The 14742-nt window shown below is 57.0% G+C and carries 13 protein-coding genes; 8 read left to right on the top strand and 5 right to left on the bottom strand.

Annotated features, from left to right (window positions below; translation table 11 throughout):
• Nucleotides 1–105 precede the first annotated feature (105 nt).
• The 8 genes from RDL77_RS16280 to hflX all read left to right on the top strand — a co-directional run bounded on the left by RDL77_RS16280 (nucleotide 106) and on the right by hflX (nucleotide 9432).
• Entirely contained in the window at nucleotides 106–2382 is a 2277-nt protein-coding gene (locus RDL77_RS16280; protein ID WP_288193758.1) for a PAS domain-containing sensor histidine kinase, read from the top strand.
• Nucleotides 2372–3733, top strand: a complete 1362-nt coding sequence (locus RDL77_RS16275) for a sigma-54 dependent transcriptional regulator (RefSeq protein ID WP_223614954.1) — start codon at nucleotides 2372–2374, stop codon at nucleotides 3731–3733. Before RDL77_RS16280 ends, RDL77_RS16275 begins: the two co-directional genes overlap by 11 nt.
• Before the next feature lie 227 nt (nucleotides 3734–3960).
• On the top strand, nucleotides 3961–5337 hold the full coding sequence (trkA, locus tag RDL77_RS16270) for a Trk system potassium transporter TrkA (protein WP_288193756.1): 1377 nt from the start codon (nucleotides 3961–3963) through the stop codon (nucleotides 5335–5337).
• Nucleotides 5338–5431: 94 nt separating this feature from the next.
• Complete coding sequence (locus tag RDL77_RS16265) at nucleotides 5432–5656, top strand: hypothetical protein (RefSeq protein ID WP_288193754.1); 225 nt, start codon at nucleotides 5432–5434, stop codon at nucleotides 5654–5656.
• Between the two features lie 8 nt (nucleotides 5657–5664).
• The gene (locus RDL77_RS16260; protein WP_288193753.1) at nucleotides 5665–6768 is read left to right on the top strand and encodes a lactonase family protein; all 1104 of its coding nucleotides are present in this window, start codon (nucleotides 5665–5667) and stop codon (nucleotides 6766–6768) included.
• Between the two features lie 11 nt (nucleotides 6769–6779).
• A complete protein-coding gene (locus tag RDL77_RS16255; protein ID WP_288193751.1) occupies nucleotides 6780–7646 on the top strand; it encodes a D-amino-acid transaminase in 867 nt (288 codons plus the stop codon).
• A 119-nt stretch (nucleotides 7647–7765) separates the two neighbouring features.
• A complete protein-coding gene (hfq, locus tag RDL77_RS16250; RefSeq protein WP_091885912.1) occupies nucleotides 7766–8011 on the top strand; it encodes an RNA chaperone Hfq in 246 nt (81 codons plus the stop codon).
• Between the two features lie 8 nt (nucleotides 8012–8019).
• Complete coding sequence (hflX, locus tag RDL77_RS16245) at nucleotides 8020–9432, top strand: GTPase HflX (protein WP_308526409.1); 1413 nt, start codon at nucleotides 8020–8022, stop codon at nucleotides 9430–9432.
• Nucleotides 9433–9438: 6 nt separating this feature from the next.
• Here the strand turns inward: hflX and mazG are convergent, their stop codons facing one another.
• From mazG to RDL77_RS16220, 5 genes are all read right to left on the bottom strand, one after another.
• Nucleotides 9439–10260 carry a nucleoside triphosphate pyrophosphohydrolase gene (gene mazG, locus RDL77_RS16240; protein WP_223614949.1) on the bottom strand — a complete coding sequence of 274 codons (822 nt, stop codon included), beginning with the start codon at nucleotides 10258–10260 and terminating at the stop codon, nucleotides 9439–9441.
• 76 nt (nucleotides 10261–10336) lie between these two features.
• Complete coding sequence (locus RDL77_RS16235) at nucleotides 10337–10573, bottom strand: hypothetical protein (RefSeq protein ID WP_223614948.1); 237 nt, start codon at nucleotides 10571–10573, stop codon at nucleotides 10337–10339.
• Between the two features lie 110 nt (nucleotides 10574–10683).
• Complete coding sequence (locus RDL77_RS16230) at nucleotides 10684–11706, bottom strand: hypothetical protein (protein WP_288193749.1); 1023 nt, start codon at nucleotides 11704–11706, stop codon at nucleotides 10684–10686.
• Nucleotides 11707–11870: 164 nt separating this feature from the next.
• Complete coding sequence (locus tag RDL77_RS16225; RefSeq protein ID WP_288193748.1) at nucleotides 11871–14036, bottom strand: hypothetical protein; 2166 nt, start codon at nucleotides 14034–14036, stop codon at nucleotides 11871–11873.
• Nucleotides 14037–14549: 513 nt separating this feature from the next.
• Nucleotides 14550–14742 (bottom strand): hypothetical protein (locus tag RDL77_RS16220; protein ID WP_288193747.1); only part of this gene is annotated, 193 nt, incomplete at its 5' end.

Raw genomic sequence — 14742 nt, 5'->3', positions numbered from 1 at the left:
AAACGTGCGGTGTTGAACCAATTCTGCACAGGTTTCGACGAGAGGGCGTTGCATTTCCGCCACAATGTGTTGCATGAGTGCAACTTGGTTGGGATGACGTAAGCAATGCTCTTATCAAATTCGGTCAATCAGTTGGGAAACTCGCTCACGGCTGCCGCTGGCGGCAACACGCAGCGTTTTTACTCGCGTATCGGCGTTGTCACGGTAGTTCTGGCGCTTTTGACGACGGGCGTAACGTTTTTCATCCTCACGGGAATGACCCCGGTTCAGCCCGAGAGCAACCTCACTTTTATCCTGACCGGTCTCAATGCGCTGCTGATTCTCGCCTTGATCGTGCTCATTGGCCGCGAAGTCTATCGTATCAGCCAGGCCAGGAACCGGGGGAAGGCTGCATCCCGCCTGCATGTGCGCCTCGTCGTGCTGTTTTCACTTGTCGCTGCGGTACCGGCCATGCTGGTGGCCATCGTTGCATCGGTCACGCTCGATCTCGGGCTTGATCGCTGGTTCGAAATGCGGACCACGACGATCGTCAACTCGTCGATCAGCCTTGCCAATTCCTACATTCAGGAAAGTGCGCGCAACCTGCAGGGCACGACGCTTGAAATGGTCAGCGATGTCGACGCACAACGCTCGCTGTACAATCTGGACCGCACCAGTTTTACGCGCTTCCTGACCCAGCAGGCGCTCGGCCGCGGCCTGATCGGCGCATTCATCATCCGCTCCAACGGTGACACCTCCGTTCGCGCCGACATTCGCACGAATTTTTCAATTCCGCCGGTCGCAAAATCCATTCTCAACACGGCACAGGACGGCAAGCCGGTGCTCATCCCGCCGGAACGGACCAATCTGCTCAGTGCCGTCGTGAAACTCCAGCAGATACCGGATATGTTCCTCTACACGGTCCGCCCGGTCGATGGGGACATTCTCAACTCCATGCGCGCCATCGAGGGCAACAATCTCGATGCGGGCAAACCGGTTGCCAATGGTGTGGACACGCAGATTCTGTTTGCTCTGCTCTACTTCGGCCTGACCCTCACTTTGCTTCTGTCGGCCATCTGGACCGGCATTGCGGTGGCGGACCGGCTGGTGCGCCCCATCCGGCTGCTGATCGGTGCAGCGGATGATGTTGCAACCGGCAATCTGGATGTTGCGGTGCCGGTGCGCCGTTCCGACGGCGATGTCGGGTCGCTGTCCCAGACATTCAACACCATGGTGCGCCAGCTGGGAACGCAGCGCCGCGACCTTGTTGCCGCCAAGGACCAGATCGATGAACGCCGCCGTTTTTCCGAAGCGGTGCTCGCCGGCGTGACGGCAGGCGTCATCAGCGTGGATGCCGATGGGGCAATCGGCATCATGAACCGTTCCGCCGAAGCGATGTTCGATCTGGACCCCGTCACGACCGTCGGCAAGAATCTGACGGCGCTCGTCCCGGAAATCGGACTGGTGTTCGAGGTTGCCCATGCCACGGGCCGGTCGGTTTACCGCGAACAGGTATCGATGTCGCGGCGCGGCAGCGCCCGGACGTTCAATGTCCAGATTACTGTCGAAGACGCGGAATCCGCTGACCACTCCTATGTGGTCACCGTCGATGACATCACCGATCTGGTGGAGGCGCAGCGTTCATCCGCCTGGGCCGACGTCGCGCGGCGCATCGCCCACGAAATCAAAAATCCGCTCACGCCCATTCAGTTGTCGGCGGAACGCATCCGCCGGCGCTATGGCAAGGTGATTACCGAAGATCGTGAAGTTTTCGACCAGTGCACGGAAACCATCATCCGGCAGGTGGGTGATATCGGGCGCATGGTCGACGAGTTTTCATCCTTCGCGCGCATGCCGAAACCCGAAATCAAGGCGATGGATTTGCGCGAAGCCTTGCGCGAAGCCTCGTTCCTGGTCGAAGTCAGCCGCAGCGATATCCGCTTCGAGCGGGATTTCGGCAATGTGCCGCTCATCGGGCAATTCGACGGCCGGCTTATCGGGCAGGCGTTCGGAAACGTTATCAAAAATGCTGCAGAAGCAATTGAATCCGTTGTGAAAGATGGACTGGGTGACGGACATATCCGTATCCGGTCGAGGCAGGAGGGAGATGCTCTGATTGTCGAAATTTCCGACAATGGCAAAGGTTTGCCGCGTGAACACCGGCAGCGTTTGCTTGAACCCTACATGACGACGCGCGAGAAAGGCACGGGCCTTGGCCTCGCAATTGTCAAAAAGATCGTTGAAGAACATGACGGTCAAATTGAACTGCACGATGCCCCCGCGGACTTCCACGGCGGGCGGGGTGCAATGATCCGCATGGTTTTTCCCACGACCCATACCAATACACAGACAGCCGACAATTCCGATCCATCGGCGAAACAGGTGAATTCAAATGGCATCTGACATTCTTGTCGTCGACGATGAAGTCGACATCCGCGAGCTTGTTGCAGGAATATTGAGCGACGAGGGGCACGAAACCCGTGTAGCCTCGGACGCGGACAGCGCATTGGCGGCGATCGATGATCGCATTCCCCGCCTGATCTTTCTGGACATCTGGATGCAAGGCAGCCGCCTCGACGGTCTTGCCCTTTTGGACGAGATCAAGAGCCGCCATCCCGATATTCCCGTGGTCATGATTTCCGGTCACGGCAACATCGAAACCGCGGTTTCCGCCATCCGGCGCGGCGCCTATGATTTCATCGAGAAGCCGTTCAAGGCTGACCGTCTGATTCTGATCGCCGAACGGGCGCTCGAAACATCCAAGCTGCGGCGCGAAGTTTCCGACCTGCGCAAGCGCTCGACGGAAAGCTCCGAACTGCTCGGCACGTCGCTGTCGATGAACCACCTGCGCCAGACCATCGAACGTGTCGCGCCGACCAACAGCCGCATCATGATCACCGGCCCGTCCGGTGCAGGCAAGGAACTCACGGCACGGGCCATCCACGCCTTGTCGACCCGTTCCAAGGGACCATTCGTCAACCTGAACGCGGCGACGATCACGCCGGAGCGCATGGAAGTCGAGCTTTTCGGCACGGAATCCGATGGCGGCGAGCGCAAGGTGGGCGCGCTGGAGGAAGCCCATGGCGGCATTCTCTATCTCAATGAAATTGCCGATATGCCGCGCGAAACGCAGAACAAGATCCTGCGTGTGCTCGTCGATCAGCAGTTTGAACGGGTAGGCGGCACCAAGCGCATCAAGGTGGACGTACGGATCATCTCCTCGACCGCGCAAAATCTCGAAGCGATGATTGCCGAGGGCCGGTTCCGCGAAGACCTGTTCCACCGGCTGGCGGTGGTTCCCGTGATTGTTCCGCCCTTGGCGGACCGGCGCGACGACATTCCTGCGCTTGTCGAATTCTTCATGACGCAGATTGCCGAACAGGCGGGTATCAAGCCGCGCAAGATCGGCCCGGATGCCATGGCCGTGCTGCAGTCCCATTCCTGGCCGGGCAATATCCGCCAGCTGCGCAACAATATCGAGCGCCTGATTATCCTGGCGCGCGGCGATGATCCGGAAGCGGTCATCACCGCCGATCTGCTGCCTGCGGAAATCGGCGACACGCTGCCGAAGGCTCCAACCGAATCCGACCAGCACATCATGGCCCTGCCGCTGCGCGAGGCACGCGAGCGCTTCGAGAAGGAATATCTCATTGCGCAGATCAACCGGTTCGGCGGCAATATTTCCCGCACGGCGGAGTTTGTCGGCATGGAGCGTTCGGCTCTGCACCGGAAGCTGAAATCGCTCGGGGTCTAACCGCTTCACGCAATCTCAGGGACTTCGGAGGAATACGTTGGTAGCCGACAGTATTCGGTTGCGACTCTCCGGCTTTTACGGGAAAGTCGGCGGCCTTTGCCCTGCGGCATAGGCCCTTCATCATGGGAGTGAGGAATGTTTCGTGCTGTCAATCCGCAAGGCCCGCCGGCCAGCAGTCTCATTGACGTGGACGCAATGGCCGTGATCGCCGAAGGCAAAGCCAGCTGATGCGTGTGATCATCTGCGGCGCAGGGCAGGTTGGATATGGCATCGCCGAACGTCTGGCTGCCGAAGACAATGATATTTCGGTCATCGACACATCGGCCGAGCTCATTCAGGTCATACGCGATACGCTGGATGTGCGCGGTTTTGTCGGTCACGGCGCCCACCCGGATGTTCTGGCGGCCGCCGGTGCCGAGCAGGCGGACATGATCATTGCGGCAACGCTTTATGACGAAGTGAACATCGTCGCCTGTGAAGTGGCGCATGCTCTGTTCAATGTGCCGACCAAGATCGCCCGCATCCGCGCACAGGCCTATCTGCAGCCGCACTACCAGGACCTGTTTTCCCGCGATCACATGCCGATCGACGTCATCATTTCGCCCGAGCTTGAGGTCGGGGAAATGGTGCTGCGCCGCATCGCCTTGCCCGGCGTGAGCGATGTCGTCCGCTTTGCCGACGAGACTATCGTGGTGATGGCGATCGAATGCCTGGAAGACTGTCCCGTCATCAACACGCCGCTCATTCAATTGAGCAATCTCTTCCCTGACCTGCCGTCGACCGTGATGGCCATCATCCGCAATGACACGTTGCTCATTCCGCGCTCTGCCGATCACCTCTTGGCCGGTGACATCGCCTATGTCGCGACAACCAAGTCACAGGTGCGCCGTACATTGGCGCTGTTCGGTCACGAGGAACCCGAGGCAACACGCATCGTCATTGCCGGCGGCGGCAATGTCGGGCTCTACGTCGCCCAGACAATTGAAGCCAAGCAGCCCAAGACCAAGGTCAAGCTGATCGAACCCAATTTGACCCGCGCCAATGCCATTGCAGACGGTCTTCGGCGTTCCATGGTGCTGCATGGCAGTGCGCTGGATCAGAAACTGCTGCTGGAAGCGGAAATCCAGGATGCGGACCTTCTGGTCGCACTGACGAATGACGACCAGGTCAACATGCTCGCCGGCGTCATGGCCAAACGCCTCGGCTGCAAATCCAGTCTCGTCCTCATCAACAACCCGGACTATCTCGACCTCAGCAAATCCCTCGGCATCGATGCCCATATCAGCCCGCGCAGCGTCACCATTTCGCGTGTGCTGCAGCATGTGCGGCGGGGCCGTATCCGGGCCGTACACAGCGTCCAGAAGGGCCGGGCGGAAATTATCGAGGCTGAGGCGCTTGAAACCTCGCCGCTTGTCGGCGCCCCGCTGCGCGACCTCGACCTGCCGGATGGACTGCGGATCGGCGCGATCTACCGCAACGGCGAAGTCATCCGCCCCGATGGTTCGGTCCGCATCAAACCACAGGACCGGGTGGTCATCTTTGCCACGGCCGAAGCGGTCAAACAGGTCGAGCAGATGTTCCGCGTCAGTCTCGAATTCTTCTGATCAGCAGAAAGACGCACCGCCATGAAACTGCAACTTCTCCGCAATGCTACATTGAAACTTGATTATGCCGGTTCAACCGTCCTGATCGATCCATTTGGACGGTGTTCTCATCGTCATGGATGCGGAGCAAACTGTCGAGGTCTGCCGCATTTCACCCCTGAAGACAAAAGTCGTCGCGACGCATATGGAAGCCCTTGACCATGCAACAGTCACCCGCGACGATCTGAAGGCCCATGCGCAGGCAGCGGCTATCGATTCCCACAAGCTGATCATCCCTTCCGATGGAGAAACCCTCCATCTCACAGCCCCCAACCCATGAGACCAACCATGCCAAAGACCTATGCTTTTGTCGGCAACCTGAATCGCAACGCTCTGCCCAATGCAGGAAAGGGGATCAGCATCTTCCGCTTTGACGACAAGACCGGTGATCTCACGTTCGTCAGCGAATACCTCGCAATCGACAATCCCGGTTATATCGCCATCGACGAAAAGCGCCGGCGTCTTTACGCGGCAGTGGAAATCCCCGAATGGAACGAGGGGATGGCTGTCGCCTTCGATATCGATCCGGCCTCGGGAGCCTTGTCCTATATCAACATGCAGCCGACCCTTGGCAACACCACCTGCCATCTCGGGTTCGATCAGTCCGGCGAGACGATCTTTGCCTCCAATTATACCGTTGCCGCGCTGGGCGAACGCCCCGGCAATGCCGTGGCCGCTTTCGCCATCCGCGCCGACGGCGGGCTGGAACCGGCCTTTGCCGCTGCTATTCATGAGGGCAGGAATGCGATCCTGCCGACGGACAAGCGGCAGCATGGTCACTGCGCCGTCGTCAGCCCGGATAATCGGACCGTGTTTGTTTGCGATCTCGGCCTGGACCGGATCATGGCCTATAAGCTGCCGTCGAAGGGCGGCAAACTGGAGCTGGCAGCATCGCCCTTCACGACCTTGCCCGATGGTGCCGGACCGCGCCATATGACATTCCATCCGAATGGGAGGATTGCTTATGTTATCAATGAATTGAACAGCACTGTTTCAGTTCTGCATTACAATGCCGAAACCGCCGAGTTGGCGCTTGGCCAGACGCTTCCATCCATCCCTGCGGACTTCACCGCGACCAATACCTGCGCAGAGATCGCCGTCAGTGCCGACGGCCGGTTCCTTTATGGCTCCAACCGTGGCCACAACAGCATCGTCAGCTATGCCATTGCCGCCGACGGCAGCCTTGCGCTGATCGGCTGGACACCGTCGCAGGGCCTTGGCCCACGCAACTTCGTCATCGATCCCACAGGCAAGTTCATGCTCGTTGCCAATCAGAAAGGCGGGGGCATCGCCGTGTTCAAACGCGATATCGAAACGGGTGCGCTGGAAGATACCGGCAAGCGGGTGGACCTGCCAACGCCCATGCGCATGGTCTTCGGACAGTTCGAATAGGAGTTTTGCCGATGTCCCGCATCGCCTATGTCAACGGCCAGTACATTCCCCATGCCAATGCCGGTGTTCACATTGAAGACCGCGGCTACCAGTTTGCCGATGGCGTTTATGAAGTCTGCGAGGTTGCCCGCGGCAACATCATGGACATGACGCGCCATCTCAATCGGCTCGACCGCTCGCTTTCGGAGCTGCGGATCGGCTGGCCGATGAACCGGAAGGCGCTGCAGAGCGTGATCGCCGAGGTGGTCCGGCGCAACCGTGTGTACAATGGCATGGTCTATCTGCAGGTGACGCGCGGTGTCGCCAAGCGCGACCACGTCTTTCCCGCGGCCAATACGCCGCCTTCCATCGTCATCACCGCCAAGCGCACGGATCCCGTCATGTTCGCTGCCCGGGCGGCAAAGGGTGTGAAGGTCATCACGGTGCTGGAAAACCGCTGGGAGCGGGTGGACATCAAATCTATCGGCCTTTTACCAAATGTTATGGCGCGCCAGCTGGCCAAGGAGCAGGGCGCTCAGGAAGCCTGGTTCATCGATCCGGATGGCACCGTTAGGGAAGGCGCGGCAACAAATGCGTGGATTGTCACCATGGACGGCGTTCTGGTGACCAGACAGGCGGAAACCGGCATTTTGCGTGGTATTACCCGCACAACCATCTTCGACGTGGCCAAAAAGCTGGGATTGACGATCGAGGAACGCGGCTTTTCTGTCGAGGAAGCCAAGCACGCCCGTGAAGTTTTCATGACCGCAGCCACAACTGTTGTGATGCCAATCGTTGCGATTGACGGCGAATCGGTGGCAAATGGGCACCCGGGAACGATCGCACTTTCGTTACGGGAAGCGTTTTTTGACATTGCGGAAAAAACGCCATCCTGTTAACCGGAGTATGAGGGGACTAACAGAAACCATTTTTCACCTCCTGCAGGAGTAGGCTTTCTGCTCCCGTTGCCGAAATTTGTATGAGACACGTTTGCTGATCGCATAAAAGGACAAAAACAATGGCTGAACGATCGCAGAATCTTCAGGACCTATTTCTGAATTCAGTCAGAAAACAGAAGATTTCTCTGACAATTTTCCTCATCAATGGCGTCAAACTGACCGGTATTGTCACCTCGTTCGACAATTTCTGCGTCCTGTTGCGCCGCGACGGCCATTCTCAGCTCGTCTACAAACATGCCATCTCGACCATCATGCCGAGCCAGCCTGTGCAAATGTTCGAAGCTGAGGCCGAAGACAGCGACTGAGATAACATTTGACCAAAGAAACAAGGCGTAACGCGCAAAACCCTGGCGGATCAACCGATAATGGTGAGACCGCCAGAGAAGCCACGCGCGCAATCGTCATTGTGCCGGTTCTGCCGACACGCTTTTCCGATGGCGGCAAGGCCGACGATCACGGCCGCATGAAGCACCAGCCCGAATTCCAGCGCAGCGACGATGCGCGGCTGGAAGAGGCCGAAGGCTTGGCCCGCGCCATTGATCTGGACATTGTCCATTCCAATATCGTGCAGGTTTCGGCGCCGCGTCCGGCGACCTTGCTGGGGACGGGCAAGGTTGAAACGATTCATGAGCTCATTGAGGCTTCCCATGCGGAGCTCGTGATCGTCGATCATTCCCTGACACCGGTACAGCAGCGCAATCTCGAAAAGGCATGGAACGCCAAGGTTCTCGACAGGACCGGGCTCATTCTTGAGATTTTCGGACGGCGCGCCCAGACGAAAGAGGGCGCCCTGCAGGTGGAACTTGCGCACCTCACCTATCAGAAGGGGCGGCTGGTCCGCAGCTGGACCCACCTTGAACGCCAGCGTGGCGGCGGCGGCTTCCTCGGCGGTCCCGGTGAAACGCAGATCGAGGCCGACAGGCGCGCACTGCAGGAAAAGATCCTGCGCATCAAGCGCGAACTGGAAACGGTGGTGCGCACCCGCACCCTGCACCGCAGCAAGCGCAAGAAGGTGCCGCATCCGGTCGTGGCGCTCGTCGGCTATACCAATGCGGGCAAATCAACGCTGTTCAACCGGCTGACCGGAGCAGGGGTCGTGGCCGAGGACATGCTCTTTGCCACGCTTGATCCGACCTTGCGCCGTATCCGGCTGGAGCACGGCGAGACGATCATCCTCTCCGACACGGTGGGTTTCATCTCCAACCTGCCTACGCATCTTGTTGCCGCCTTCCGGGCGACACTGGAAGAGGTGGTTGAAGCCGATCTGATCCTGCACATCCGCGATATCTCCGATCCGGATACCGCAGCCCAGTCGGAAGACGTCCATGCGATCATGACCAGCCTCGGCATCGAGCGCGGCGATACGAAGCGCATTCTCGAAGTGTGGAACAAGATCGACAGGCTTGACGATGCGGGCCGCGAGTCGGCACAGCGTCTCAGTGCGGCGGTGAAGGGCGACGAACATCCGATTCCGGTGTCGGCGATCACGGGCGAGGGCGTTGACGCCCTGCTGAAGGAAATCGAGAACCGCATTGCCGGCAAGCTGAAGCATGTCAAAATCACCCTGCGGCCGGACCAGATGCGGCTGATGGACTGGATCTACCAGCACTCCAGCAATGTGAAACGCAAGGATCTGGACGACGGGTCGGTATCCCTCACCATGGACATGACCGTCGCGTCCCACGCCAATCTCGACGAGAAATTGCTGCGCCGGACCAACGGCTAAGACGGGTTACTTCGCGGTTTTGGCTTCCTGCCAAAGTGCTTCCATTTCATCGAGTGTCGCCGCGTCGAGCGTCTGTTTCTGCTCGTTCAGCTTGCGCTCGATATAGTGGAAGCGTGACCGGAACTTTTCATTGGTGCCACGCAGGGCGCTTTCCGGTTCAAGCTTCAAATGGCGGCCGAGATTGACCATGGCAAACAGCAGGTCGCCATATTCTTCTTCCGTATTTTCCCGGTCGCCATTGGCAATGGCCTGTTTCAACTCGCCGATTTCTTCCTCGATCTTGTCGAGAATGGGCGCGGCTTCCGACCAGTCAAAGCCAACCTTGGCCGCCTTCTGCTGCAGTTTGAGTGCGCGCATCAGGGCCGGAAAGCCGTGCGGAATGTCGTCGAGGAAGCCGGTCGGCTCCACGGCGCCCAGATTGAGCGCAGCACGGCGCTCGCGCCGCTCCGCCTTTTCCTCGGCCTTGATCTTGTCCCACATGCCCTTGGCCATGCCGGCACCGCGGGCGGCCTCTTCACCGAAGACATGGGGATGGCGGCGGATCATCTTGTGCGTGATCGCCTGGACCACGTCACCGAAATCGAATGCCTTCATTTCTTCCGCCATCCGCGCATGAAACACCACCTGCAAGAGCAGATCGCCCAATTCTTCGCGCAGATCGTCGATATCATCGCGCTCGATGGCATCGATCACCTCGAAGGCTTCCTCGAGCGTATAGGGGGCGATGGACTTGAAATCCTGCTCAAGATCCCACGGACAGCCGGTCACCGGCGTGCGCAGGGCCTGCATGATCTCAAGAAGGCGGGTGATGTCACGTGATGGTTTCATAAGAAATATACTAAGACAGGAGCGGGGCGGCTGATATGACCGAGCTGAAATGCCGGTGGCTTGTCCACAGGATCGGTCAGCGTTTCCCGGCCGCCTGCAGCGATATGGGCCCGATCACATCATAGACCACCCTGACGCCATCCACCGTTTCCGGAAGCTCGGTCGTTTCGGGAACCTGATCGCGCAGATTGACCTTGATGGCGTAGGAGTCACCGATACGGATCAGGCCGACACCAATGACGGTGCCGCATGATCCGGCCAGTTCCCTGGCTTTCGGCTTGGCAAGCCGCGCCTGTTCGATGGAGGTGGTCATGGCTTTAATTTAGTGCATCCCGACCACTCCCGCTAGTGGTCCGATTCCGACATTCGCTTGGTGCGCGTGATGTGAAACGGAATGCGAATGTCAAATTCGTTCCACTAGGGTCAAACCGGCATCGTCAGCCCCAATTTCTCCAGCACGATGGAAAGATCATTGGCAAAGGTGACACCCTTGCCGTTGGTGCCACCCTGGTCGCTGCCGGCAAACAGCAGGGCGCAGGCATAGCCCTTTTCGTCCATGATCACCGATCCGCTGTCGCCGCCCGAGCTGAAAGGACCGCTGTCTGTGGTCTGGATCTCGATCTGGCTGTCAAAACCGATGTCGCCGAATTCATAGCTGACCACCACGTCATCGACTTCGATTGCCGTAACAACACCTTGCGTCGCGCCGGTTGTCCTGCCGATCTTGAACACCTTGTCGCCGGGACGGAGCGGGGTCTTGCGCAGGCCCTTCAATTTCCCCGCACCCATCAGGGTCACCGCGTCGAAGTCGATATCCGCATCGATCGAGGCGATGGCAGCGTCGACCAGGTTGTTTGCGCCTGATACAACCGGCTCGAAAGCCAGCAGTTCGCCGACCTTGTCCTTGCTTTTCCTGCCGCCGTCATAGGCGGCGGGCTGCAGGATCGCATCGCCGATCTTCGCCTTGTTTTCATTGGCCAGCACATGATTGTTGCTCAGAATGACGGCCTTGCCGCTCGCCGTGTGCTGCGCAAAGCCGCCAAGCGTGCCCGCCGTAATCGAATAATGCCCGACCGACGCGCCGATCAGCAGCGGCCTCTGGCGCAGCTGATGCCAGGGCAAGACCGCCGGCGCTGCCAGAGCGCCGCCTTTGAACACGGTGCCGATATAGGTGATGTCGGCCTTGTTGCGGGCTGCTTCCTCGATCTGCTGGCGCAGATAGGCATTTGTTTCGAGCGCACGGCGCTGGACGCGGACGGCGAGCCGGTAATCGTTCTTTCCATCGCCGGCGGCAATGCCAAGCGCGATACCGCCTTCGACGCCGGTCAGACGCCGTATTGCGGTGGAGCGGACAATGCGGCGTTCGGCGCGAATTTCAGTGACAAGCGGTCGAATGATCTGTTCTGCGATTTCAGTCTTCAGTGCGCGTACAGTTTTCAAATCCACGGCGGTCATCCTTCTTGTGTCTACAAGTTCAGGGCACGTGTGCGACTCGACGATGAGCTTAGCGGTGGAGTTATGGTTTGGCGAGCGATGTGAGCAGGGGCTGTACAGCCCCTGCTTGTATATCTGGCCTTCAAGGCAAGGCCTTCACCAAGGATCGCCTGGGATTATTTTATGAACTGAACTACTGATTTGGTATTGGCAGCAGCAACTGCATCCGCGTTTTTCACCGTATCGGAAACATCGACATCAAGAGACCAGATGCGAACTTTGGCGGGATTCATTGCATCAAGAATATTGGGAATCCCCTGTGAATCTGCGTCCGCAGGAGCAATGAAAGAAACGCTCTTATCGACGGTAATGACACCCCTTATGTCGTCATATGTAGATCTGGCATCGAGAGGTGTCAAAAGTTCACCGCTGACGGTATTGTTTCGTTTATCGTATTCAATACCCCATATGGAGCTGTATAAATCCCTTTTTACTGCGTTTCCAGTTGTATAATCCCAATAATGGTAGCTCTCACTGGACGGCAGAATACCCTCATTATGTATCGCATACTGGATATATGGCGTATCGGCATAATTTGCAGTTGATAGAGAAGTTCCCGCCGAAATCACGAAGTCCAGTTTGAAATATCGCTGGTCCAATTGTGCCATGCGATATTTGTCGCTTTGAACATTTGCGGACATGTAATCTAGGCAAATATCAATCCCGAATGGTAGCTCTTCGATAATGTTGTTTTGAAACTTATTCGAAATTACTTTTCCTTGCGCATCGAATGATTGCGCAAGGGATGAACTTACAGATGCAATGGAAATATTGACGCCACCATCTTTGCTGAGTGTGCATTTTTCAATATAATTGTATGCCTTGGGATTGCTTGGATTTGCTTTAAGATCGTCACCGTTAACATATACAGATTTATCATCTTTCATGACACTATTGCAATTAGGTGCAGTCACATCTTTGTAATCTATCGCGGAGACCAGCCGTTTGGGCCAGATCATATAAGCGGGGCGAGGGTAACGTGGATCGTCCAATGGCAGATTATGCGTGCAAACAAGATGATTGCGCGCGCCATATATGATTCCAACTCCTCCAGCATATGCGCCGTTACTTGCCAAGAACGCATTGGGTTCCGGCGCCAGAGTCGCGACAGTGCCCGGCAGCAGAACAATCCTGCCATATTTGTCTTCCGGAAACTTCGATATCAGTATTCTTGCATTCTGCGTCACGGCATCAAGATACAAGTTACCCGATACAACCAATTCGGCTTCATTCAGAAAATCGCCCCAAGGCACGTTCCAGAAGAATTCTGGTGCGGTGAAGAAACTCACATCAAATTCCGTCGGGCGGTGCTTTTTGAAAGCCGTCACCATGGCCCGATAGAAGAGCGCAAACCTGTTGTCCAAAGCGCGCTTCAGATAGGTTTCAATTCCTTCGTAGACAAGTGTTTTGGTCGTGTCTTTCGGATCGGGAGTGCGAACCGAATCAGGGGTGAGTGCTGACGGTATCTTGTTGTCAGAGGCGTATTTGAGATATTTGTCCGCGCTTTCGAACGTGATTGTCTTTTGGGGATCTTTCGGATCGTTGATTGTTACTGTCGTCGTCGTACCCTTCGTCGTGAGTATCGCTTTGCTGCGCGTGGAAATTTGCTTGAATGAATTATATTCCAAATTGTAGATTCCAACATTCATTCTGGTCCGCTTGACTGCTGGAGGAGCTGGCGGCTTCACCGGCTCAGATAAGCTTGGCGAGGGCGCAGGCGCTTTCGTCAGGACGGTATTTCCCACAACTGCTTGGGTAGTTGGTGAAACGGCGCCGGTCGAAGCTACAGCCATTGCTGCAGTCGGTGGCGCGGATTGCACCACAAGCGGTTTCACAGGCTCGGATGCTGCTGACTGAGACTTGCCCGCTTCCGGAGAAACACCTTTGTCCGGCGCGGACTCAGCGGGCGGCGCGATGAGCTCGGGCCGTTCCGGGATATGCGTGACAGGCACGGTCGTTGGCGGCGGTTCGGTGGACGGGGCGGGGAGCGACGGCTGAACATCTGTCGTCGCGTAAGGGGGAAGCGGTATGGAAAGAGATGGTGTAGACGGGGGAACTTCTGCCTCAACAACGGCTTCGGAAGGAAGGTCAAACGTCGAAGGAGATGCCGTGATAGTCTCACTATCAGATGCCAGACCGTTATCTTCGTTACATCCGCTCAATACGGCTAGCAGAGACGTGGCAGGTAAATAAGCGCAGCCCATCAACAGAGCTCGCCTTAACCGCGATGGTTGATCGACATGCAAAGGCAGATTGCGCCTCGGTTCAAAATTGATTTTCACTTTATGCCTCGCAAAAAATTGCTGAAATATCGTTCTCATCCCGAAATTACGGGCTTAACTAAATGGCGAAATAAAAAACCATTCGCCACAGTTCGATACGCAAATTTTGTGCCAATTATCCCGACGTGGCTGCGATTAGCCAACATCCGAGATAACATAGGGAATAACCATCCATGTTGTGACGATCCAAACCGTAAACTGCGGATCTGCTCGTGAGACCAGTCTACCTCGCCACCGCCTTCGAAAATAGAAACAGCCTAATTATTGTGCTCTTATCAGCAGTAGCGCAAAAAATATGCAGAAATCATTGTTGAAGTCATCCTGATTTGGCTTGCAGCGTCTGCGCTATGATACGGCGTTCATTCATGTTCAACTGACGGAAACTGCTGCGCATTGCATCCTCCTGAGAACAAAGAGGGTTTAGTACCTGTTGCAGTTGAAAATAGAATGTACCCGGCTACATACAATGTGGCAGCAAGGTTGAAATGTCGCTTGTTGTGCAAAGTTAAAATGTCATCCTGACAGATGCCGAGGTGTGTCGCCGGGCAGGGCGGAGACCTCGATATCGCAGCTCTGCCTGGCGACAGTGAATAGATCTGTGGCAGCCTGCTCCCGTAGTCTGCGTTCCCTTCGTTCCTCGACCCAGCTGTTGCGCCGCGACGGTTTGCGTGCGCGCTTTTGATAGGCGATGACCTCGCTGTTGGTC

It is taken from the genome of uncultured Phyllobacterium sp. (assembly GCF_902479695.1).
In the GTDB taxonomy this organism is placed as follows: Bacteria; Pseudomonadota; Alphaproteobacteria; order Rhizobiales; family Rhizobiaceae; genus Phyllobacterium; species Phyllobacterium calauticae.
The sequence above is the reverse complement of the archived record's forward strand: the minus strand, read 5'-3'. Positions and strand labels throughout refer to the sequence as shown.

Coding starts and splice junctions, on each gene's coding strand:
- RDL77_RS16235 (WP_223614948.1), bottom strand. CDS start 10,573: ATGACCACCTCCATCGAACAGGCGCGGCTTGCCAAGCCGAAAGCCAGG.
- trkA (WP_288193756.1), top strand. CDS start 3,961: ATGCGTGTGATCATCTGCGGCGCAGGGCAGGTTGGATATGGCATCGCC.
- mazG (WP_223614949.1), bottom strand. CDS start 10,260: ATGAAACCATCACGTGACATCACCCGCCTTCTTGAGATCATGCAGGCC.
- RDL77_RS16260 (WP_288193753.1), top strand. CDS start 5,665: ATGCCAAAGACCTATGCTTTTGTCGGCAACCTGAATCGCAACGCTCTG.
- hfq (WP_091885912.1), top strand. CDS start 7,766: ATGGCTGAACGATCGCAGAATCTTCAGGACCTATTTCTGAATTCAGTC.
- RDL77_RS16280 (WP_288193758.1), top strand. CDS start 106: ATGCTCTTATCAAATTCGGTCAATCAGTTGGGAAACTCGCTCACGGCT.
- RDL77_RS16275 (WP_223614954.1), top strand. CDS start 2,372: ATGGCATCTGACATTCTTGTCGTCGACGATGAAGTCGACATCCGCGAG.
- RDL77_RS16255 (WP_288193751.1), top strand. CDS start 6,780: ATGTCCCGCATCGCCTATGTCAACGGCCAGTACATTCCCCATGCCAAT.